Here is a 19,964-nt window from a genome sequence, read left to right as displayed (position 1 = left end):
AGCTGAACGCCAGCCAACAGCCGTGTTCAGACTTGGCTCAAGACGAATCACCCATAACCCCTTCATCGACCACAGCCCTGAAGGGCCAAACGACGAAAGAAGGAGAACGACGATGAAAAAGATGGTGACTCTCTCGATCGCCGCCCTGATGTCCACCGCGACGCTGGGCTTGGCAACACCTGCCGCGGCGCAGAACGGCTATTACGACCGCAACGGCTATTCGAGCTATGACGTGCGCTATGACCGGAACGACCGCCGCTATGACCGTCGTTACGATCGCCGCGCCGACCGCCGCGATTATCGGAACGATCGTCGCTATTACAACAACCGCTACGACAACCGTCGCTATCGCCAGTGCGACAACGGCACCGGCGGCACGATCATCGGTGCGGTTGCGGGCGGCCTTGCCGGCCACGAAATCGCCGGCCGCGGCGACCGTACGGTCGGCACGATCATCGGCGGTGCCGTCGGCGCCCTCGCCGGCCGCGCCATCGACAAGGGCAATGACGGCTGCCGTTAAGGGCTGACCCTAGCTCCAATAACCTTATATCCTCCTTTGCCCCGTCCGGCCTGCGCCGGGCGGGGTTTTGCTTGCGCCCGCCCGAACGGGGGCCGGGCTTGCCATTAGGTGGCCGGAAGCCTAATCTCGCGCCCAAGTGCACGCCTGCGGTCTTGCAGGCGCGTGAGATTTGGACAGGTCATACTAGCCATGCGGCAAATGGCAGCGCCTTCGGGGCGATCGCCGCGGCCCGTGCCGGCGGCGAGAGGACAGAGCAAGGCAGGTGCCGAATCGCGGCCCGTGCCGATCCATCGGCCGCGCACCTATGCCGCCATCGATCTCGGGACCAACAATTGCCGGCTGCTGATCGCGCGCCCGCAGGGCGGCGAACTGGTCGTCATCGACGCCTTTTCGCGCATCGTCCGCCTTGGCGAGGGGCTGCACGGGAGCGGCCGGATCAGCCAGGCGGCGATGGACCGCACCGTCGCTGCACTGTCGGTCTGCGCCGACAAGCTGCGCCGCCGCCACGTCACCCTGTCGCGCGCGGTCGCCACCGAAGCGTGCCGCCGCGCCAGCAACGGCGAGGAACTCGCCGAACGGGTGAAGCGCGAGACCGGCATCGCGCTCGACATCATTTCCGCCGCCGAAGAAGCGAAGCTCGCGGTGCTCGGCTGCCACAATCTGATGGAGGCAGGCGACGGCCCGGCGCTGATCTTCGACATTGGCGGCGGCTCGACCGAGCTGATGCGCATCGACGCGTCGGACGACGACGTTATGATCCGCGACTGGATCAGCGTTCCGTGGGGCGTCGTGTCGCTCACCGAACATGCCCCCGCCGCCGAGGACAGCCTTGCCGCGCGGCAGGCCGCCTATGCGCAGATGCGCGAAGTGACGCGCGAGGCGTTCGCCGCCTTCGCCGGCCGCGCCGAACGTTTTGCAGGGCAACCACTGCGCCTGCTCGGCACCAGCGGCACGGTGACGACGCTCGCCAGCGTCTTCCTCGACCTGCCGCGCTACGACCGGCGCGCGGTCGACGGGCTGGTCGTGCCATCGGACGCGATGCGCGAGATCAGCCGCCGCCTCGCCGACGCGAGCATCGCCGACCGCTCCGAAATCGCCTGCATCGGCCGCGAGCGCGCCGACCTGGTGGTCGCGGGCTGCGCGATCCTCGAAAGCATCATCGACCTGTGGCCAGCGGCGCGCGTCGGCGTCGCCGACCGCGGCATCCGCGAGGGCATCCTCCGCACCCTGGCTCGGCAGGGGCGCGACGTTCCCGTCACCCGCCGCGAGTTTCGCAAATGAGCGGCGGCAGCGGACGCAGCGGCGGCGCCAAAGGATCGGGGGGCCGGGGCGGCCTGCATGTGCGCGTCAAGACCGCCCGCAAGCGCAGCGTGTCGTCGACGCGCTGGCTGCAACGCCAGCTCAACGACCCCTATGTCCGCCGCGCGCAGGCCGAAGGCTATCGCTCACGCGCCGCGTACAAGCTGATCGAGCTCGACGAGAAATTCGGCTTTTTGAAAAGAGCGCGCGCCGTCGTCGATCTCGGCATCACGCCCGGCGGCTGGTCGCAGGTGACGCGGAAGACCAACCCGCGCGCGCGCGTCGCGGGGATCGACCTGCTCGCCTGCGAGCCGATCGAAGGCGTCGCGATCCTCGAGATGGATTTCATGGACGACGCCGCCCCCGATGCGCTGATCGAGGCGCTCGGCAGCGCCCCCGACCTCGTCATTTCGGACATGGCGGCGAACACAGTCGGCCACCCGCAGACCGACCATTTGCGAACCATCGGCCTCGCCGAGACCGCCGCCGACTTTGCGGTGCAGAATCTGGTCCCCGGCGGCGCCTTTGTCGCGAAAGTCTTCGCCGGCGGCGCCGACCGCGAGCTCCTGACCCTGCTCAAGCGCCATTTCACGACGGTCAAGCACGCCAAGCCCCCCGCCAGCCGCAAGGGCTCGCCTGAGCTTTACGTCATCGCACAGGGGTTCAAGGGGCGGATGGACGGGGCAACCGGATAGGCGGCCTGCCGTCCAGGTGAAGGTCGGCTTAGGGGTGGGGAGCGGATGTTGCTTCACACATATTCGTCATCCCGGACTTGATCCGGGATCCACTGCGGCGCCGAAGTCATGGACCCCGGATCAAGTCCGGGGTGACGATATTGGTTAGGTCCGCTCCCGGCCCGTTTTCTGACGATCCTCCCTGTCGCGCAGCGATGGGGAGGTGGCAGCCCGCAGGGCTGACGGAGGGGCAAAATGCGCTAACGTCGCGGCCCCTCCGCCACCGCTTCGCGGCGGTCCCCTCCCCACGGCTTTGCCGCAGGGGGGATGTCAGCAATGCCTCAAAAACCCTGCCGCAATTCGACGCCGAAGGTCCGCGGGCGGATCGTCGAGAAGCGGTCGGCGCCGATCGACAGGTCGGTGTCGAGCTGCGGATGGACGTTGAACAGATTGTTGGCATAGAGCCTGACCGTCGTATTCTCACGGCTCAGCGACGCGAAGGCGTTGACGACCTGATAGCTTTTCCGTTCGAGGATCGGGTTCGGGATATAGTCGACCTCGCCGCCGGGGAAGGTGATCGGCACCTCGGTATCGAACGTATAGGGCGCCTTGCCCTGATACTGATATTCGCCGCGGACATCGAGTTCCCACAATCCCGACAATTCGGTCCGGTAACCGGCATATGCGGTCGCCATCCACTTCGGCACGTCGGGCAGCGCGTCGCCCTGCTTGGCCGAGGTGCCGGGTGCCGCTTCGGTGATCTTGCTGCTGGTATAGGCAGCGGTACCGCCGATCTGGAACCCGCGGAGTGGTTCGACGCGCGCCTCGAGCTCGAAGCCCTTTACCTCGGCGCTGCCGACATTGTCGGTGAAGCCGAAGCCGCAGCTCGGCAGCCCGATCGCCTGCTGGATCTCCTTCCATTCGGTGTAATATGCCGAAGCGTTGAGCATCACCTTGCCGCCGCCGAACATATTCTTGGTCCCGGCTTCATAGGTCCACAGATTGTCCGATCCGAAGCTGTCAGGCGCGTTTTCGATGCCGAGCTGATCGAGATCGGTGCGGCAGAGATCGGGGTCGATCCGGTCGCGGTTGATCCCGCCGGGGCGGAAGCCCTTGGCGGCCGAGGCGTAAAGGAGATTGTCGCGCGTCACCTTGTACGACAGGCCGAATTTGGGATTGATCCCGTCTTCCTTGTTGCGGCGGTCGGGGATCGCATTCGGGCCACCCGCGAACACCCCGTCGGTGCGCGCGTTGACGCGCTGCTCGACCTTGAACACGCGGACGCCGGCGGTGACGTCGAAGCCGTCGAACAGCGCGTAGCTCGCCTCGCCGAAGCCCGCATATTGCTTCGTGTTGGTGAAGATATTGCCGTAATAGGCCAGATCGGTGCCGAAGAAGGCGCTCATTCCGGGCGTATTGACCGCCTGGATCAGCCGGTCGTCCTGGCTCGAATAATAGCCGCCGATCACCCATTTGAATGGCGAGTCATTGTCCGATGCCAGCCGCACTTCCTGGCTGAACGTCTTGGTGAAGCTGTCGGACACGTTGGTGCTGGTGAACGGATACAGCACCGGGATCAGCCCGCCGATGTAAAAGCTGTAATCGCGGACATAGCGGAACGTGCGGTCAAAATAGGCGGTCAGCGACGTCGCCTTCACTCCGCCCAGTTCCTTTTCGACGCTGAGGCTGTAAATGCCGGCGCGGTCATAATTGGGCTGGGCGATGCGATAGGAGCCCGACCGGTCGGGGCGGCCGATGAACATGTCGCCGGTGTCGCCCTGCTTGTAATCCTGGTAGAAAAGCTGCGGCCGGATCGTCCAGCTCTCGTCGGGGCGCCATTCGAACGACAGCCGCCCGACATAGGTGTCGCCATAGTTGCGGTTCTTCTTGGTCCGGTTCGACAGGCTGTCCTGCACCACCGGCGTATAATCGGGGAAGGGCGTGCTCGACCGCAACAGGACACGGATATCGCCCGGACGGTTGTCGATGAAGCCGCCATCGTGGCGGTAATAGAAGCCCGCGCGCACCGCGAGCTTGTCCTCGACGATCGGCGCATTGACCACGACTTCGCCATTGTACGACGGCCCGCCGCCGTCGGTGATCGCGGCGCCGATCGCGGTATCGACGCTGAACCGCGTCGGATCGGGCCGTGCGCTGACATATTTGATCGCGCCGCCCATTGCGCTGCCGCCATAGAGCGTGCCCTGCGGTCCCTTCAGCACCTCGACGCGCTCCATGTCGAAGAACATCGGGTCATAGGCGCCGCTGAAGGTGGTCGACACCGTCACCAGCGAGATATCGTCGAGATAGATGCCGACCGTCGGCGACGAGGCATAGGTCGACAGGCCGCGGATGCTGTAGCGCGACAGCCCGCGTTCGGTGCCGTAATTGGCGAGCCCCGGGACGCTGCGCAGCACATCCTTGATGTCCGCCGCGCCCCGATCGCGCAGGGCGTCGGCGGTCACCGCGGTCAGCGACACCGGGACATCCTGAATGCGTTCGTCCGACTTGCGCGCCGTGACGACGATTTCGCCGTCATCCGCGCCGGCCATGGCCGCGTCCGCGCCCCGGTTCGGCGCCTGATAGGCGGCGCCCGGCTTGCGCGGCGCAGGGCGGATGACGAGCACGCCCGAACGCCCCCAGCTGGGCTCGAGACCCGAGCCGGCGAGCAGCCGCGCCACGCCGTCGCGGAGCGAGAAGGTACCGTTGAGCGCCGGCGCCCGCTTGCCCTGCAACGCCGCGCTGTCGAAGCCGATCTGCTGCCCCGAGGTCCGCGCCAGCGCGCGGAGGCTGGCCTTCATATCCTGCGCCGGGATGGCGAAGCGATAGGTGCGTTCTTCCGCCTGCGCCTGCGCGGGCGCGGCGAGCGCCGCCGCGGCCAATGCACTCGTCGCGATCGAAGCATGAAGGGCTAGTCTGAACAATTGCATGAATTATCGTCCCCCTTGGCGCCCGCTCTGCCGGGCTATCGGAAGGGAAAGACGCACAACGGCGGCCCGGGGACATCTGACCGGGCAAGAAATCTTGCAGGATTATGACGAACGGCCGCCGTCCGCTCAGTCGCGCCCGATGCCGCCGAACAAGCCCGCGGCCCGGTCGACCGCGAGGTCGGTCTCGTCGAGATGGAGATAATTGGCGTTGAACGCCGCAATGTCCGCCAGCTCGGCGAAGTCGGGAATGAACAGCCGGAGGTTGCGCAGTTCGACCGAACAGCGCCGCCGCAGTTCCTGCACCGTGCGGTTGACGTGCACCTGCGTCAGCCCGGTCGCCTCGGCGAGCTGCCATTGGGTGAGCAGGAAATCGCATTCGCCGCCGCCCGCCGCCGGGATGCCCTGCTGCCGCGCGAAGATTTCGCACATCAGTTGCGCAACGCGCTCGATCGCGTTGCGCTGCCCGATATTGATCGTCCATTCGCGCTGGATCGCCGCGGTGACGATCTCGCCCCAGCACAGCAATTGCGCGAGGTTCGGGCATTGGCGGAGCAACGCCGTCGCCTCCTGACGGCCGATTTCGGCCACGGTCAGCCGCCGCACCGCCGCCAGCGAATGGTCGGTGCGCGCGACGGTGAACAGGTCGAGATCGCACGCCTGGCCGGGCAGGACGAGCGCGAGGATCTGGCGGCGGCCGTCGGGTAGTTGCTTGTATTTCTGCGCCCAGCCCGACAGCACGATGCGTAGCGCGGCGGGACGCTCGCCCTCGCGCGCGATGTCGATGCCCTTGGCATAGTCGCGCGCATTGCGCGCGAGGCTGGCTTCCCAGACCATCCGTTCGGCGGGGCTGAGCAGTCGATTGAGAATGCGGCCGAATGTCACGCTGTACGCCCCCGTCATCGGCGCGTGATGTGCGGTATGTGACAGACTCACATTCACACAGGTTAAGTTTGCGACGGAGGCGAATTTTTTTGCCGACGGTCGGCCGCCGCCGCCCCGATCATCGCTCCGCAACCGGTGCGCCGTCGCTGCGTTCCTTTCCCATGACACAAACCGGAATATTTCGATGACACCCCGCTGGCCCTCGGTGCTCTGGGTCGTCCGCCACGGCCAGAGCGCGGGCAACGTCGCGCGCGACGCCGCCGATGCGGCCGGCGACCTGCGCATCGCGCTCGATCACCGCGACGTCGATGTGCCGCTGTCGGCGCTCGGCGAGGAGCAATCGCGCGCGCTCGGCGAATGGTTCGCGGCGGGCGAGGAAGACGGGCGCCCCGAAATCATGCTCGCCTCGCCCTATGTCCGCGCGATCCAGACCGCGGAGATTTTCCGCGCCGCCGGCGGCTGTGAGCCCGACGAGAAGATCTGCATCGACGAGCGCCTGCGCGAGAAGGAATTCGGCATTCTCGATGGCCTCACCCGGCACGGTATCGAGGCGACGCATCCCGAACAGGCCGAATTTCGCGCGACGCTCGGCAAATTCTATCATCGACCGCCGGGCGGCGAGAGCTGGTGCGACGTTATTCTGCGGCTGCGCTCGCTGCTCGACACCGTCTCGCTGCACTATGGCGGCCGCCGCGTAATGATCGTCGCGCATCAGGTCGTCGTCCTGTGCCTGCGCACCATCATCGAAAATCTCGGCGAGCGCGAAATTCTCGCCATCGACAAGGAGGGCGACGTGGCGAATTGCGCGATCACCGAATATCGCTTCGATCCGAAGATCGGTCGCGACGGCAACCTCGTCCTGTCGAGCTACAATGTGACGGCGCCGATGGCGGGCGAGGTTCCCGTCACCCGCGAACCCGATGCGATGGTCGCCGCGCGTGGCTGAGCCCGTCCCGCTCGACACCGCCTGGCTCAAGGCGAACCCGCTTCCCGATCACCACGACAATGTCGACAAGAACGGCCGCGGGCGGGTGCTCGTCATCGGCGGCTGCCGGCGCGTGCCCGGCGGCATGCTGCTGACCGCCGAGGCGGCGTTCCGGGCGGGCGCCGGCAAGGTGACGATCGCCACCATCGCCTCGGCCGCTACCCCCATCGGCGTCGCTTTTCCGGCGTGTGCCGTCGTCGCACTGCCCGAAACGCCCGGCGGCGAGATCGCGCCCGAGAGCGCCGAGCTGCTGCTCGCCGAAATCGCCAACCACGATGCGATCGTTTTCGGACCGGCGATGATCGACGAGGACGGCGTCCGGGCGCTGCTCGCTGCGCTGCTCCCCGCCCTGCCCGGCGACATGTTCCTGCTGCTCGACGCCTTTGCGCTTCGCGCCGCGACCGACCATGCCGATGCGCTCGCTGCCCGCGGTCGGCATACGGTACTGACTCCGCACGAGGGCGAACTCGCGGCGCTGCTCGACGCCGAAAGAGACGCGGTCGCGCGCGACCCGCTGGCGGCGCTCGCCCGGGCCGCCGAAATCTATCGCACCGCCGTCATGGTGAAGGGCGCGACGAGTCACCTGATGGCCGAGGGTACGTGCCTCTCCTACGCCGGAGGCGGTCTCGGCCTGGCGGTCAGCGGGTCGGGCGACGTGCTCGCGGGTCTGATCGCCGGGCTGGGCGCGCAAGGGCTCTCGCCGCTTCACGCCAGCGCCTGGGGGATATGGCTGCATGGCGAGGCGGGGCGGCGGCTGGCCGAAACCGTCGGGCCGATCGGCTATCTCGCCCGCGAACTGCTGCCGCTCGTGCCGGGGCTGATGCGCGGGGTCTGAGCGACGCTGTCGCGGCTCGCAAAAAAGGCCCCGCCTTGCGGCGGAGCCTTTCCGGCCTCGGATGCATATGGCTACGCGATCCGGCGGCGAGCCCAACAGTGTCCTTCCGCGATTGGTGACGGAAGGTCAGGTAGTGCGTGGGATGTTATCGGCGACCGGACGGGCGTCAACATGGCAAACCCCGCCGGCGCGGGCTTTTTTGCGGATATATGATCTGGATCAAGATTGTCGGTGGCCAGCGGCCGGCGACAACTGTTCGATCGCATAATGGATCGGTTTGAAGGCGCCGCCGCAGCTGTCATAGGCCGAACAGGCGGTCAGCCCGACCACCAGATCGGCGAGCGCGCGCAGGCGGATGAAATCGCCCGCGTGCGTCGCGGGGGCGATGACGCGAAGCTTCCCGTCGCCATCGACCGGCACGTTCATGAAGATGTTGAACGCGACCGGAATCGCGTCGGGGCCGATCCCGAAGGGCGCGAGCGCTGCGGCGAGATTGCCGAAGCAGCCGCGATGAACCGGCTTGTCGGGATAAAAGTGGCGAAAGGTCGCCTCGCTGCAAGGCGTCAGCAGGAAATCATGCGTCCCGGCGCTATCCTCGACGATCTCCAGCATCGGCTGCGAGCGGTTTGACCACAGCCGGTTGCCCGTCGTCAGCCGGATCGTCTCCTCACAGTCGAAGGTGCGCCCGTTAGACAGCGCCTCACCGACATCGGCCGCCATGAAGGCCAGCATGTCGCTGACCTGCCCGCCTTCGGGATCGATCACGCGCAGCACCTCGCCGGCGCGCAGGGGAAATGCGACGCCGCTGCGCGGCGGAATGACGCGAGCCGTCATGCCGACCGCGGATCGCGAAAGGGCGGCGTCCAGCCGGGACCGACCGCGCGGCCGCTATATTGCGCCGCCTCGCTCACCTCGCCGTGGCGCGCGAGCATCGGATTGACGCTCCCCGCCAGTTCGATGTCGCGCGCCAGAATGCGCTCGCGCATCCGCTCGTAGCGCCCATCGGTGCGCAACCGTTCGAACTGGTCGTGCAGGTTGAAAACGAGCGCCGGCCGGGCAAAGCGGCGCGCCGGGCGCGAGGCGCGCGGGTGCAGGCCGACGACGAAATAGGCCTCGCCGGCGAAGCTCAGCGAGAAATGGGGATTGCCGGGATCGGCGCAGACGCGCGGATCATAATCCATCCCCTTCCACGCATCCTTTTCGGCGAGCGACTGGAGGCGGTCCCAGAGCGCATCCTCGAACTGCTCCTCGTCGAGATCGTCCGGCCCTTCGAAAATGACGACAAGGCTGCGAAATCCGTCGGGATCGTGGCGATAGGCGTCCGCCCAGTCGATCAGCGCGCGATGGATTTCGAGGTCGTTCCACGCGCTCGTCAGGTCGCGCGCCGCGATCACCCGGATTCCGCCATTTGCGAGCGCCGACTTGGCGCCAAGGCATGGAAAATTTCGGTCGGCGACGAATTCCGCAAAGCAGGCGGACGGATTGTCGGTCTTTGGGTCAGGCATGTCGAACGAACGAATGGCGCATGCGTTGGCTCCCCGCAGCCGCCCGGCCGACGCCGGTATTTGCGGGAAACTTAACCCAGATTGCCTAGATTCCCAAGCTGCGCGCGCCGACGAGGGCAGGCTTCTATGTTTCCGGACGGAACGCCGCCGTTCAGGATCACGCTCGCAGCGAAATCGGTCCCTGATCCGTTCGTTGAAAAACGTCCCGGCCGAGACAGCGTTGCACAGCCCGTCGAACAGATGCTCGGGAACGTCGAAATAGAAATAGGTGCCGTTGTCCCGAAAACGGATGCACAAAATCGCAGCATCAGCATCGAACGCCGCGCCCTCGATCATCGATGAGCGCTCGATCGGGCAGTTACGCACGCCGGCAGGCCTAGTCTTCGATTGTCACCCGCACCGCGAAACAGCGGCTACCGGCTTCGTCGACCACATCGATGCGCAAACCATTATCCTGCATCACCATCTCGGGATCGTCGCTGAGCAGGCTGCCCCCATAGCGGATCGCCTCGCGCCGCGCTGCTGAGATGTCGGGAAGCTCCATACCGGCGTCGTCGATATGCGGCGATCCGTTCGACGTATTGAAGAAATATTGCGGCATCGGAAAACTCCCGGCCCGTATGAGGCTATTCGGTCAAACCCCCGAGACATTGTTTCGATGCAGGTAAGCCGACGAGAACTTGGATATTTTTGCCAACTCCGACAGATTGAGGATCGTCAGCGAGCGTGACGGCCGGCCGATCGCGCCCATTTTTTCGAGCTGGCGGACCATGCGGTTGATATGCACCGGGGTGAGCCCGAGCAGGTCGGCAAGCTGTTCCTGCGTCAGCGGTATTTCGAAATATTCGCTCGCCTCGCTCGCGATGTCGCTCACCCGGTCGTGCAACTCACACAGCAGGTGCGCGAGCCGTGCCAGCGCGTTGCGGCGGCCGATATTGAGCAGCCATTCGCGGCCGATCGACGCCTCGACCAATATGTCGATCAGGACCGCGCGCGCCACGGCAGGACGCTTGATCGTAAGCTGCTCCATCGCCGCCAGCGGCACCAGCGCCATTTCGGCAGTCGTCAGCATCCGGATGTCGTGATCGGCCTTTTCCAGATAGAGCGACTGCAGGTCGAGCGCATCGCCCGGCAATTTGAGCGCAACAATCTGCCGCCCGCCGTCCGAGGCGACCTTCTGGCGATAGGCGAAGCCGCTCAGCAGGACGGGGCAGATCTCGGCCTGGTCGCCTTCGCGCAGAATCGATTCGCCCGGCTGCAACCGCCGGAGCTTGTGCGGCAGTGCGGCGATCGCCTGCTGATCGTCAGTCGATAGCAGGCTGTGGCTGAGCAATTTCCTGATCAGTATGCTGAGCGGGCCGAGTTCCATCCGGGTGCGATGATGGTCCATCCATTGGGACAGACGCGTGACATCACTCGACATATCATCCTCGCGGTGGTCCCATATGCAGCGAACGACGACGTTCAACCGAGCGCGTGCAGTTTCCAGACATTCGCTTCGGTCTTCGTCATTCGGGCAAGCAATCGTTCGCCTTCCCACAGCGTAACGTTCACGCCGTCATTTTCGTTGCGCGCGATCTGGAACGCGTGGTCGGGGCCTTCGGCGTGAAAGTCTATGCGCCGGGTCTCGGTGTCGTCGATCAAAAGATGGAAAGCACGCATGGCGATGCTCCTCTCTGCGCGAGCAAGCGCTACCTGGCTCTCGGCTTGGGACGATCGGCTGGCCGTATGCATCGGGGACTGCGACATTAAGCCGAAACCACGAAAAGCCGATCTGGGTGGAATCGCAGTCGTTGGTCCCGTTTATACCACGCCGCGCGGCGGCGCGCTAACATGGATCATGATTATCGATGGGCGCGTCGGGTCACGGCACGCTCAAACCAGCCCCGCCATCCGCGCCCGCGCCTTCATCGCCGCGACGAACAGCCGCACTGCGGGCAGCGCGGCGCGTGACGGTTCGAACAGCAGATGGACCGGCAGTGCGGGCGGCTGTTCGGCGGGAAGCAGCGAAATCAGCCGCCCGTCGCCAAGCGCGCCGGCAAGCTGGTAGCTCAGGAGATTGGCGATCCCCAGCCCCGCCTCGGCCGCCGCGAGCGCCGCATCGACGGTATTGAGCACCAGCCGCGGCCGCGGTTCGAGCCGCCAGCGTGTCCCGGCGAACTGCCACTCGTTCACCGCGCGCGGCCCCATTGTGCCGATCAGATCGTGGTCGGCCAGATCGGCGACGCGCGCCGGCGCGCCGCGCCGCGCCAGATAGGCGGGGCTCGCCGCGAGCATCTGGCGCACCGCGCCGATCCGCACCGCCTTGAGGCTCGAATCGGCGAGCGGGCCGATCCGCACCGCGACGTCGATACCTTCTTCGACGATGCGGACGTTGCGGTCGATCAGCATCATCCGCACGCCGAGGTCGCGATGCTGTTCGAGCAGCGCACGCACCACGGGGAGCACATGGAGCCGTCCGAACATCACCGGCGCGGTCAGGTAAAGCTGCCCGCGCGGGTCGGCCTGTGCGCCGCGCACCTCGCGCTCGGCGCCCGCCAGGTCGGCCAGGATGCGCCGCGCCTCGCCCAGAAACGCCGCACCGGCGTCGGTCAGCGCGACCGCGCGCGTCGAGCGATGGAACATGCTGGTCCCCAACCGCGCTTCGAGCGCCGCGATCCCGCGTGTCACCGCCGGCGGCGAACTGCCGAGCTTGCGCGCCGCCGCAGCGAAGCCGCCTTCGCCCGCGACCGCGACGAACATTTCGAGCGTAAGCAGCCGGTCCACAGATTGTTCCATTTTATGAAATAGAGTTCTTCATTTTTCACAGATTATCGCACCAAACGCAACGACCTATCCGGTCTGGAAGGAAGGAAATCCCGCGATGGCCCGCAACTATCTCCACACGATCTTCACCGACGCGGCGCGCGCGATGCAGCAGCAGCAGGGGTCGCGCGCCGCCTATGCGCGGATGGAGCTTGGCGCCGACGGCACCCCCGATCCGATCGGGCCGCGCGAAGCGGAATTTATCACGGCGCGCGACAGCTTCTATATGGCGAGCGTCACCGCCGACGGCTGGCCCTATATGCAGCATCGCGGCGGCCCCGCTGGCTTCCTCCGCCATATCGAGGGCAATCGCATCGGCTTCGCCGATTATCGCGGCAACCGCCAATATATCAGCGCTGCCAATCTCGCGGGCGACGACCGCGTATCGCTATTCCTGATGGACTATCCGAACCGCGCGCGGCTGAAGCTGCTCGGCCATGCACGCACCGTCGAACTCGCCGACGATCCCGCGCTCGTCACCTCGCTGATGCCGGCGGGCTATCAGGCGACGCCCGAGCGCGCCTTTCTGATCGACGTGGTCGGCTGGGAATGGAATTGCTCGCAGCATATCACCCCGCGCTTCACCGAAGACCAGATTTCCGCCGCGGTGCGCCCGATGGCCGCGGAACTCAACCAGTTGCGCGCCGAAGTCGCGGCGCTGCGCGCCCAACTATCAGGAGAATGACGATGATCCGCCTTTACGGCTCGCCCTTGTCGGGGAACACGCACAAGGTCCGCATGGCGCTCGCCTTCCTCGGCCTGCCGTGGGTCGAAATTGCCACCGACGCGGCGGCGCGCCAGTCCGATGCCTTCGCCGCGCTCACCCCGATGCGGCAGATACCTTTGTTCGTCGACGGCGATCTCATCCTCCGCGACAGCCAGGCCATCCTCGCCTGCCTCGCCGCGCGTCACCGCCCCGGCGACTGGGACGGCGAAAGCCCCGAGGAACGCGGCGCAATCCATGTCTGGCTGTCGCACGCCGCCAACGAGATCGCGAACGGCCCCGCGACCCTCCGTCTCCAGCGCAAGTTCGGCGCCGCGATCGCTGAAGACCATGCCGCGGCGGTCACCGCGCGCATCCTGCCGGTGGTCGAGGCGCATCTCGAGCGCCGCGACTGGCTCACCGGCGGGCGGCTGACGATCGCCGACCTTGCGGCAAGCCCCTATCTGGCGCTTATGGGCGACGCGGGGATCGATATTGCGGGCTGGCCGGCGATCGGCGAGTGGACGCGCCGGATTGCCGCGCTGCCGGACTTTTCGGAAATGCCAGGGTGGCCCGCCGAAGGAGCTATATGATGCCATATGTGAATATCAGGATCACCCGCGAGAGGGCGACCGCCGAGCAGAAGCGCGAACTGATCGCCGGGGTCACCGACCTCCTCCAGCGCACGCTCGGCAAGAATCCGGCGACGACGGTCGTCACGATCGACGAGATCGATGTGGACAATTGGGGCATCGGCGGCCTGCCCGTCCTCGACTACCGCGCCCAGGCAGCGGGGAAAGCCAGGCCATGACCAGCAGCAACGCGCCCGCCTTCGCGACGATCATGCTGCTCACCGGGGTCGGCATCCCGATCCTCGCGGCGCTCAACGGCGGGCTCGGCGGACGCCTCGGCAGCCCGATGGCAGCGTCGGTGATCCTTTTCGGCCTCGCGCTGCTGATCGCGGGCACCGGGGCGCTCGTCACCGGATCGCTCGGCGACATCCGCTTTTCCGGCGACATCCCGTGGATATTCTATTTCGGCGGGCTGTTCGTCGCCTTCTACGTCATTTCGGTGACCTTCATCGCGCCGCGTTTTGGGGTTGGCAACGCGATCTTCTTCGTCCTCGTCGGCCAGATCGCCAGCGCCGCCGTCATCGATCATTTCGGACTGTTCGGCGCCGCGCAATTCCCCGTCGACACGAAGCGGATTGCCGGGATCGCGCTGATGGTCGCCGGCGTCTGGCTCGCACGGCGGACGGGTTAGCGCCGCCGGTAAACCCAGCTCCGCGCCTTCGACCCGTCGATCGCCGAAATCGTCGCGGTCAGCGTGTCGCCGCTCAGCACATAGCGGATGCGCTGCGGATAATCATGCGCGGCATTTTCGAAGGTCGCGCTCGCCGCGTCATGCGCCGCGAGCCGGAACGCCACCGGCCCCCCGCCGCCCGGCTGCGCGATATAGGCCGGGGCGCCCTCGACCACGACGATCCGCAGAAACTCGAACTCGCGCAGCGCCTCGCCGTGTCCCGACCGGCTGTGGCCGATCATCATCCCGCCGCGCGGGGCCGTCCAGCTTTCCTCGGTCCAGCGACCATCGACGTCGCTCGTCCATTCACCCGCGAGCCAGGCGAGATCGTCGACGCTGGCGGCCGGCGGCGTCGCGGCGAGCAGCAGCGTCGCGAGAACAGCGGCCACCCATCGCGGCCTCATCGCGCCGCGTCGTCCGCTTCGGCCAGCCGCGCTTTGTGATAGCGCGTGCGCCGGACGATGACCGCGATCCAGATAAGCCAGCCGCCGACCAGCGCGATCCAGCCCCATGTCTCGGTGCGCAGCGGCCCGAGCAGCCACGGCCCGCCGCTCTGCGGCCAGACGAACAGCGCGAACGCGATCACGACAAGGACAAAGCCCACGAGCCGCGACCAGCGTGCCACGCCGCGCAGTTCGCGGCGATAGGCGATATATTGCTCCCGGTCGCTGAGGTCGGGCGTGGCCATGCCGCAGTTTCGCACAAAATCCCGGCGCGGCCAATCCCGGCAGCAGGAACGGCGCCGCTCGGCCGGAAGCGGGCATCTCATTCTTCGTCACCCTGAACTTGTTTCAGGGTCCATGGCCTGCCGTATCCTTTGACGCGGCGTAAAATTCGAACTCTGGCCATGGATGCTGAAACAAGTTCAGCATGACGAAATTCAGGGGCAGGTCTCCACCCCGAGGCGGCCATCCCCGACAGACTTTCCCAAAAAAAAAAGCGGCGGACCGCATGGCCCGCCGCCCTTTCGCGTCATCAGCATCAAAAGCCGATCGTCACCCCGGCGCGCGCCGCGGTCTTGCCGCGGCGGTTGAAGCCCGACGCCACGCCGGCGTTCAACGCGACATGCGGGCTCAGCAACACGCCCATCTGGATCGACCCCGCCTGCGCGCCGTCGTAAGTGGCGACGTTCGCAGTGAGGTTGAACTTCATGTCGGGCAGGAAGGCGTTGCCCGACAGCGCCGACGCAACCGCGGTCGAGCTTGAGATGCGGTCGTCGAGGATCGCGATCTGCGAATCGATCTGGTCGAGCCGCGTCGACACCGCGTCGATCCGCTGCGACAGCGCATTGTCGGCGGCGATGCGCGCCGACATCTCGTTCGACAGCCCGGTGGTCAGCGCCGTGACCGACGCTTCCTGCACCGCAAGCCGCTGCGAGATCTGCAGATTGGCCTGCTGGCGCGCCGCGGTTTCGGCGCTGATCGCGGCGCCGAGTTCGACCCCCATCGTCTGCCGCGCCGCGATTTCGCTATCGAGCTGGCCCTTGTTCACCGCATCGGTCGCCGCCGTCCCCGCCGCGACATTGACGAGACGCCGTTCGGCCCCTGCCGCGCCGACCGAGACGGTGTTCGCCTCTTCCGCCACCGAACCGTTGCCGAGCGCGACGCTATTCGCGCCGCTCGCCGAGGTGCCCCCGCCGATCGCGACATTACCCACGCCCGCCGCCGCCGCGCCATCGCCCAGCGCAATCGCCGAAGCGCCGTTCGCGGTGCTGGCATTGCCCAGCGCCACCGCACCGGTGCCGGTCGCCGTGTTGTTCGCCCCGATCGCCACCGCGCCGGTACCGGTCGCGATATTCGGATCGCCGATCGCCACCGCACCATTGCCCGTCGCCCGGTTGTCGAGCCCGAACGACACCGCGCCCTCGCCCTCGGCAACCGTGCCCGAACCGCCAGCAACCGCGCCATTGCCCGTCGCACTCGGCGCCGCGCCGCGGTCGTTGTTGCCGACGACATTGCCCGCCTGTGCAATCACCTCGTCGACCCGCGCCAACGCCTGATTGGCGGTGGTGCTGGCCTGATTGGCGGTCGAGATCGCCGTCGCCGCATCGGCGAGCGCGGTGTCGGCGGTCGCCTGCGCGGCATCGGCGCTGCCCTGCGCCGAAGCCGCATCAGCCAGCGCCGTGTTAGCAGTCGATTGCGCAGTCGCGGCATTCGCCAGCGCATCGTCCGCCGTCGCCTGTGCGCTGTTCGCGACTGCCAGCGCCGCCCCGGCATCGCCCTGCGCCGAAGAGACCGCGGCCAGCGCGGCGTCTGCCGTCGACTGAGCGGCGGCCGCATCGGCCAGCGCCGTGTCGGCGGTGCCCTGTGCGGTCGCGGCATTGGCGAGCGCCGTCTCGGCGGCCCCCTGCGCCGTAGCGGCATCGGCGAGCGCGGTGTTCGCGGTCGATTGCACCGCCTTCAACTGGCCGAGGTTGACCGCATCGGTGCTCTGCGTGCCCGCTTCCACATTGGTCAACTGGCGTTGGTTGCTAGCGGAACCGAAGGACACGCTGTTTTCCCGGTCGGCAATAGCGCCGGAGCCAATGGCAACGGATCTTGAGACGCTAGCACTAGATCCGCGCCCGATAGCAATACTGAAAAAGCTAGCATCTGAAAAAGATCCAATAGCAATGCCATCATTCCCCATGACATTGGAATCGGCACCTAAAGCAATAGAATTATTCCCATTCGCACGAGACCTTGACCCGATCGATAAGGCATTGGTGCCAGTAGCCTCCGCTAGTCCACCATCCGGCATGATTGAAATAAATCGCACTAAGTTATTTGCCGGTGCGAGCGCCTCATTCAATTGGCTAACAATAACTGCGTCATCGTTATTCCTGCCTGGCGCTACGCCAACAATGCGGCGATTGCCAACAGCCACGACATTGGCTTCGAAAGCCGTTGTGCCGTAACCTAGGGCGACGGAGTTTCGTCCAATAACACGCGAGTTATAGCCTATAGCGACGCCGCGGGTTGCGTCTTCGAGGACTCCGGCAGAGGAGCCTATTGCTACCGCGCCTTCCGAACGTGCGAATGCACCCCAACCCAATGCAGTGGTATGGGGGCCGGTCGCTCCTGCTATGGTCCCGCACGCCAGCGTGTTGCCGGTCCGGTCCGACACCGCCCCGCCGTCGGTATCGGCGGCATCGACCACCCCGTCGTCATTGGTGTCGAGCAGGCATTCCGCCGCCCCCGCCGATCCCGAAAACCCCGCCACCAAAGCGGCAGCACAAAGCGAGCCGCGAAGCGCGGCGCGAATAGTCAGCTTCATAAATAAAATGCCCCCGAAACAAGCAGCTATGATTCGCCGCTACTTGGGAATTCGGCAAAGTCGCCGTCAAATATAAAATGGTCCGCGACCAGAGACTTAGCGGAGCTGATTCTTCGTCCGCCGCCCCGTATCCCCGCTCGACAGCCCGCCCCCCGCCGCCTATAACCCCGTCCATCCCCGGGGAGCCTGTCGTGCAAGCGCAGGTTGAGAGCGGAATAGACCGCGACCCGTTGAACCTGATCCGGGTAATACCGGCGGAGGGAGGGTCGGCGTTCCGCGAAACCGGACTCCCATTCTCGCTCCGAACAACTGGAGCGACTGCACATGGCCGACATCGATTCCCGCCTCGACAAGACGCAAGCCCAGCCGATCGGCGTCACCACCGGCCCGATCCGCGGCAGCCGCAAGATCCATGTCGCGGCGCAGACCGGCAGCGGCATCCGCGTCGCGATGCGCGAGATCGACCTCGACCCGCATTCGGGCGAGCCCCCCGTCCGCGTCTACGACACCAGCGGCCCCTACACCGACCCCAATGCGGTGATCGACATCGCCAGGGGCCTCCCCGAACTCCGCCGCGACTGGATCCGCGGCCGCGGCGACGTCGAGGAGGTGACCCAGCGCGAGGTCAAGCCCGAGGATAACGGCCAGCTCGGCCCGGATCGCTCGGGCGGCGTCCCCGCCTTCCCCGCCGTCCGCCGCAAGGTGCTCCGCGCCAAAGCCGGTGCGAACGTCAGCCAGATGCACTACGCCCGCCGCGGCATCATCACGCCCGAAATGGAATATGTCGCCGAGCGCGAGAACCTCGGCCGCGCCCGCCTGTCCGAATATAAGCGTGACGGCGAAAGCTGGGGCGCCAGCATCCCCGATTACGTCACCCCCGAATTCGTCCGCGACGAGGTGGCGCGCGGCCGCGCGATCATCCCCAGCAACATCAACCACCCCGAAAGCGAGCCGATGGCGATCGGCCGCAACTTCCTCGTCAAGATCAACGCCAATATCGGCAACAGCGCGGTCGCGTCGGACGTCGCGTCCGAGGTTGACAAGATGGTCTGGTCGATCCGCTGGGGCGCCGACACCGTCATGGACCTGTCGACCGGCCGCAACATCCACGACACGCGCGAATGGATCATCCGCAACGCGCCCGTCCCGATCGGCACCGTCCCCATCTATCAGGCGCTGGAGAAAGTCGGCGGCATCGCCGAGGACCTGACCTGGGAAATCTTTGCCGACACGCTGATCGAGCAGGCCGAACAGGGCGTCGACTATTTCACCATCCATGCAGGCGTCCGGCTTCCTTACGTGCCGCTCGCGGCGAAGCGGATGACCGGTATCGTGTCGCGCGGCGGCAGCATCATGGCGAAATGGTGCCTCGCGCATCACAAGGAAAGCTTCCTCTACGAACGCTTCGACGAGATTACCGAGATCATGAAGGCCTATGACGTCGCCTACAGCCTCGGCGACGGCCTCCGCCCCGGCAGCATCTATGACGCGAACGACGAGGCGCAGTTCGCCGAGCTCTACACGCTCGGCGAGCTCACCAAGCGCGCTTGGGCGCAGGATGTGCAGGTGATGATCGAGGGGCCGGGCCATGTCCCGATGCACAAGATCAAGGAGAATATGGACAAGCAGCTCGAAGCGTGCGGCGAGGCGCCCTTCTATACGCTCGGGCCGCTGACCACCGACATCGCGCCGGGTTACGACCATATCACCAGCGGCATCGGCGCGGCGCAGATCGGCTGGTACGGCACCGCCATGCTTTGCTACGTCACGCCCAAGGAGCATCTGGGCCTGCCCGACCGCGACGATGTGAAGGTCGGCGTCGTCACCTACAAGCTCGCCGCCCACGCCGCCGACCTCGCCAAGGGCCACCCCGCCGCGCAGGTCCGCGACGACGCGCTATCGAAAGCGCGCTTCGAATTCCGCTGGCGCGACCAGTTCAACCTGTCGCTCGACCCCGACACGGCGGAGCAGTACCACGACCAGACGCTTCCCGCCGAGGGCGCCAAATCGGCGCATTTCTGCAGCATGTGCGGCCCGAAATTCTGCTCGATGAAGATCAGCCAGGAAGTCCGCGACTTCGCGAAGCTGCAAAATCAGGACAGCGCCGGCTTCATCGCCGCCGAAGAGGCCGAAAAGGGCATGGCGAAAATGACCGAGGTTTATGAGAAAACCGGGCGCGAGTTGTATATGGGCGCGGGTGGGCGGGAGCATGATTGACACGCGCATAAGCTGATATTTATTTGCGGCATGTTTTCAGGGGGCAAGTGGC

21 protein-coding genes, 1 pseudogene and 1 riboswitch are annotated in these 19,964 nt (G+C 66.2%); of the genes and pseudogenes, 10 read left to right on the top strand and 12 right to left on the bottom strand.

Going from position 1 to position 19,964, the window contains the following annotated elements:
* The first annotated feature begins 112 nt into the window (after positions 1–112).
* The 3 genes from AN936_RS22055 to AN936_RS22045 all read left to right on the top strand — a co-directional run bounded on the left by AN936_RS22055 (position 113) and on the right by AN936_RS22045 (position 2,514).
* Positions 113–520, top strand: coding sequence for a glycine zipper 2TM domain-containing protein (locus tag AN936_RS22055; protein ID WP_054589958.1), 408 nt, complete (start codon positions 113–115; stop codon positions 518–520).
* Positions 521–709: 189 nt separating this feature from the next.
* The gene (locus AN936_RS22050) at positions 710–1,801 is read left to right on the top strand and encodes a Ppx/GppA phosphatase family protein (RefSeq protein ID WP_054589957.1); all 1,092 of its coding nucleotides are present in this window, start codon (positions 710–712) and stop codon (positions 1,799–1,801) included.
* Entirely contained in the window at positions 1,798–2,514 is a 717-nt protein-coding gene (locus AN936_RS22045; protein ID WP_234715684.1) for an RlmE family RNA methyltransferase, read from the top strand. The genes AN936_RS22050 and AN936_RS22045 overlap by 4 nt, the downstream gene beginning before the upstream one ends.
* 320 nt (positions 2,515–2,834) lie before the next feature.
* On the opposite strand, the gene AN936_RS22040 is transcribed toward AN936_RS22045, so the two are convergent.
* Positions 2,835–5,423: a TonB-dependent receptor domain-containing protein gene (locus AN936_RS22040; protein ID WP_084758593.1), complete on the bottom strand. Its 2,589-nt coding sequence runs from the start codon at positions 5,421–5,423 to the stop codon at positions 2,835–2,837.
* A gap of 126 nt (positions 5,424–5,549) precedes the next feature.
* The gene (locus AN936_RS22035) at positions 5,550–6,356 is read right to left on the bottom strand and encodes a Crp/Fnr family transcriptional regulator (protein WP_149037750.1); all 807 of its coding nucleotides are present in this window, start codon (positions 6,354–6,356) and stop codon (positions 5,550–5,552) included.
* 133 nt (positions 6,357–6,489) lie between these two features.
* Between AN936_RS22035 and AN936_RS22030 the strand changes: the two genes are divergently transcribed.
* Both AN936_RS22030 and AN936_RS22025 read left to right on the top strand, forming a co-directional pair.
* Positions 6,490–7,251, top strand: a complete 762-nt coding sequence (locus AN936_RS22030) for a histidine phosphatase family protein (RefSeq protein ID WP_054589954.1) — start codon at positions 6,490–6,492, stop codon at positions 7,249–7,251.
* Positions 7,244–8,125 carry an NAD(P)H-hydrate dehydratase gene (locus AN936_RS22025; RefSeq protein ID WP_234715683.1) on the top strand — a complete coding sequence of 294 codons (882 nt, stop codon included), beginning with the start codon at positions 7,244–7,246 and terminating at the stop codon, positions 8,123–8,125. Before AN936_RS22030 ends, AN936_RS22025 begins: the two co-directional genes overlap by 8 nt.
* 219 nt (positions 8,126–8,344) lie before the next feature.
* On the opposite strand, the gene AN936_RS22020 is transcribed toward AN936_RS22025, so the two are convergent.
* From AN936_RS22020 to AN936_RS21990, 7 genes and pseudogenes are all read right to left on the bottom strand, one after another.
* Positions 8,345–8,959: a DUF1989 domain-containing protein gene (locus AN936_RS22020; RefSeq protein ID WP_054589952.1), complete on the bottom strand. Its 615-nt coding sequence runs from the start codon at positions 8,957–8,959 to the stop codon at positions 8,345–8,347.
* Positions 8,956–9,630, bottom strand: coding sequence for a guanitoxin biosynthesis heme-dependent pre-guanitoxin N-hydroxylase GntA (gntA, locus tag AN936_RS22015; protein ID WP_054589951.1), 675 nt, complete (start codon positions 9,628–9,630; stop codon positions 8,956–8,958). Before gntA ends, AN936_RS22020 begins: the two co-directional genes overlap by 4 nt.
* A gap of 183 nt (positions 9,631–9,813) precedes the next feature.
* Positions 9,814–9,966 (bottom strand): annotated as a pseudogene (locus AN936_RS25660) (KTSC domain-containing protein); the annotation flags it as partial.
* 40 nt (positions 9,967–10,006) lie between these two features.
* Positions 10,007–10,231 (bottom strand): DUF6894 family protein, encoded by a 225-nt coding sequence (locus AN936_RS22005; RefSeq protein WP_054589949.1) that lies wholly within the window; start codon positions 10,229–10,231, stop codon positions 10,007–10,009.
* Between the two features lie 33 nt (positions 10,232–10,264).
* The gene (locus AN936_RS22000) at positions 10,265–11,053 is read right to left on the bottom strand and encodes a Crp/Fnr family transcriptional regulator (protein WP_084758591.1); all 789 of its coding nucleotides are present in this window, start codon (positions 11,051–11,053) and stop codon (positions 10,265–10,267) included.
* Between the two features lie 41 nt (positions 11,054–11,094).
* Positions 11,095–11,292, bottom strand: coding sequence for a hypothetical protein (locus tag AN936_RS21995; protein ID WP_054589947.1), 198 nt, complete (start codon positions 11,290–11,292; stop codon positions 11,095–11,097).
* 213 nt (positions 11,293–11,505) lie between these two features.
* Positions 11,506–12,396, bottom strand: a complete 891-nt coding sequence (locus AN936_RS21990; protein WP_054590493.1) for a LysR substrate-binding domain-containing protein — start codon at positions 12,394–12,396, stop codon at positions 11,506–11,508.
* A gap of 97 nt (positions 12,397–12,493) precedes the next feature.
* Between AN936_RS21990 and AN936_RS21985 the strand changes: the two genes are divergently transcribed.
* From AN936_RS21985 to AN936_RS21970, 4 genes are read left to right on the top strand one after another with little or no spacing between them, the layout of a single operon-like run.
* On the top strand, positions 12,494–13,120 hold the full coding sequence (locus AN936_RS21985) for a pyridoxamine 5'-phosphate oxidase family protein (protein WP_054589946.1): 627 nt from the start codon (positions 12,494–12,496) through the stop codon (positions 13,118–13,120).
* A gap of 2 nt (positions 13,121–13,122) precedes the next feature.
* Positions 13,123–13,731 carry a glutathione S-transferase family protein gene (locus AN936_RS21980; protein WP_054589945.1) on the top strand — a complete coding sequence of 203 codons (609 nt, stop codon included), beginning with the start codon at positions 13,123–13,125 and terminating at the stop codon, positions 13,729–13,731.
* On the top strand, positions 13,731–13,949 hold the full coding sequence (locus tag AN936_RS21975) for a tautomerase family protein (RefSeq protein WP_054590492.1): 219 nt from the start codon (positions 13,731–13,733) through the stop codon (positions 13,947–13,949). The genes AN936_RS21980 and AN936_RS21975 overlap by 1 nt, the downstream gene beginning before the upstream one ends.
* The gene (locus AN936_RS21970; RefSeq protein ID WP_054589944.1) at positions 13,946–14,401 is read left to right on the top strand and encodes a DMT family transporter; all 456 of its coding nucleotides are present in this window, start codon (positions 13,946–13,948) and stop codon (positions 14,399–14,401) included. Before AN936_RS21975 ends, AN936_RS21970 begins: the two co-directional genes overlap by 4 nt.
* Here the strand turns inward: AN936_RS21970 and AN936_RS21965 are convergent.
* The 3 genes from AN936_RS21965 to AN936_RS21955 all read right to left on the bottom strand — a co-directional run bounded on the left by AN936_RS21965 (position 14,398) and on the right by AN936_RS21955 (position 17,695).
* Positions 14,398–14,829, bottom strand: a complete 432-nt coding sequence (locus AN936_RS21965; RefSeq protein WP_234715682.1) for a DUF6265 family protein — start codon at positions 14,827–14,829, stop codon at positions 14,398–14,400. The genes AN936_RS21970 and AN936_RS21965 overlap by 4 nt on opposite strands.
* 11 nt (positions 14,830–14,840) lie before the next feature.
* Positions 14,841–15,128: a hypothetical protein gene (locus AN936_RS21960; RefSeq protein WP_054589942.1), complete on the bottom strand. Its 288-nt coding sequence runs from the start codon at positions 15,126–15,128 to the stop codon at positions 14,841–14,843.
* A 293-nt stretch (positions 15,129–15,421) separates the two neighbouring features.
* Complete coding sequence (locus tag AN936_RS21955; RefSeq protein ID WP_084758588.1) at positions 15,422–17,695, bottom strand: YadA-like family protein; 2,274 nt, start codon at positions 17,693–17,695, stop codon at positions 15,422–15,424.
* 168 nt (positions 17,696–17,863) lie between these two features.
* A riboswitch (TPP riboswitch) is annotated at positions 17,864–17,975 on the top strand.
* A gap of 44 nt (positions 17,976–18,019) precedes the next feature.
* On the opposite strand from AN936_RS21955, the gene thiC reads away from it, so the two are divergent.
* On the top strand, positions 18,020–19,912 hold the full coding sequence (gene thiC, locus AN936_RS21950) for a phosphomethylpyrimidine synthase ThiC (protein WP_054589940.1): 1,893 nt from the start codon (positions 18,020–18,022) through the stop codon (positions 19,910–19,912).
* Positions 19,913–19,964 lie beyond the last annotated feature (52 nt).

Origin of the sequence: Sphingopyxis macrogoltabida, from assembly GCF_001307295.1 — a bacterium.
GTDB classification, from domain to species: Bacteria; Pseudomonadota; Alphaproteobacteria; order Sphingomonadales; family Sphingomonadaceae; genus Sphingopyxis; species Sphingopyxis macrogoltabida_B.
Note: the sequence above shows the minus strand (reverse complement) of the source record. Positions and strands in the feature narration are given on the sequence as shown.

What these genes read in the sequence shown, in the direction of transcription:
- AN936_RS21955 (WP_084758588.1), bottom strand. Translation starts at nt 17,695, where the DNA reads ATGAAGCTGACTATTCGCGCCGCGCTTCGCGGCTCGCTTTGTGCTGCC.
- AN936_RS21985 (WP_054589946.1), top strand. Translation starts at nt 12,494, where the DNA reads ATGGCCCGCAACTATCTCCACACGATCTTCACCGACGCGGCGCGCGCG.
- AN936_RS21960 (WP_054589942.1), bottom strand. Translation starts at nt 15,128, where the DNA reads ATGGCCACGCCCGACCTCAGCGACCGGGAGCAATATATCGCCTATCGC.
- AN936_RS22050 (WP_054589957.1), top strand. Translation starts at nt 710, where the DNA reads ATGCGGCAAATGGCAGCGCCTTCGGGGCGATCGCCGCGGCCCGTGCCG.
- AN936_RS22005 (WP_054589949.1), bottom strand. Translation starts at nt 10,231, where the DNA reads ATGCCGCAATATTTCTTCAATACGTCGAACGGATCGCCGCATATCGAC.
- AN936_RS22020 (WP_054589952.1), bottom strand. Translation starts at nt 8,959, where the DNA reads ATGACGGCTCGCGTCATTCCGCCGCGCAGCGGCGTCGCATTTCCCCTG.
- AN936_RS22030 (WP_054589954.1), top strand. Translation starts at nt 6,490, where the DNA reads ATGACACCCCGCTGGCCCTCGGTGCTCTGGGTCGTCCGCCACGGCCAG.
- AN936_RS21995 (WP_054589947.1), bottom strand. Translation starts at nt 11,292, where the DNA reads ATGCGTGCTTTCCATCTTTTGATCGACGACACCGAGACCCGGCGCATA.
- AN936_RS21975 (WP_054590492.1), top strand. Translation starts at nt 13,731, where the DNA reads ATGCCATATGTGAATATCAGGATCACCCGCGAGAGGGCGACCGCCGAG.
- thiC (WP_054589940.1), top strand. Translation starts at nt 18,020, where the DNA reads ATGGCCGACATCGATTCCCGCCTCGACAAGACGCAAGCCCAGCCGATC.
- AN936_RS22055 (WP_054589958.1), top strand. Translation starts at nt 113, where the DNA reads ATGAAAAAGATGGTGACTCTCTCGATCGCCGCCCTGATGTCCACCGCG.
- AN936_RS22045 (WP_234715684.1), top strand. Translation starts at nt 1,798, where the DNA reads ATGAGCGGCGGCAGCGGACGCAGCGGCGGCGCCAAAGGATCGGGGGGC.
- gntA (WP_054589951.1), bottom strand. Translation starts at nt 9,630, where the DNA reads ATGCCTGACCCAAAGACCGACAATCCGTCCGCCTGCTTTGCGGAATTC.
- AN936_RS21980 (WP_054589945.1), top strand. Translation starts at nt 13,123, where the DNA reads ATGATCCGCCTTTACGGCTCGCCCTTGTCGGGGAACACGCACAAGGTC.
- AN936_RS22040 (WP_084758593.1), bottom strand. Translation starts at nt 5,423, where the DNA reads ATGCAATTGTTCAGACTAGCCCTTCATGCTTCGATCGCGACGAGTGCA.
- AN936_RS21970 (WP_054589944.1), top strand. Translation starts at nt 13,946, where the DNA reads ATGACCAGCAGCAACGCGCCCGCCTTCGCGACGATCATGCTGCTCACC.
- AN936_RS22000 (WP_084758591.1), bottom strand. Translation starts at nt 11,053, where the DNA reads ATGTCGAGTGATGTCACGCGTCTGTCCCAATGGATGGACCATCATCGC.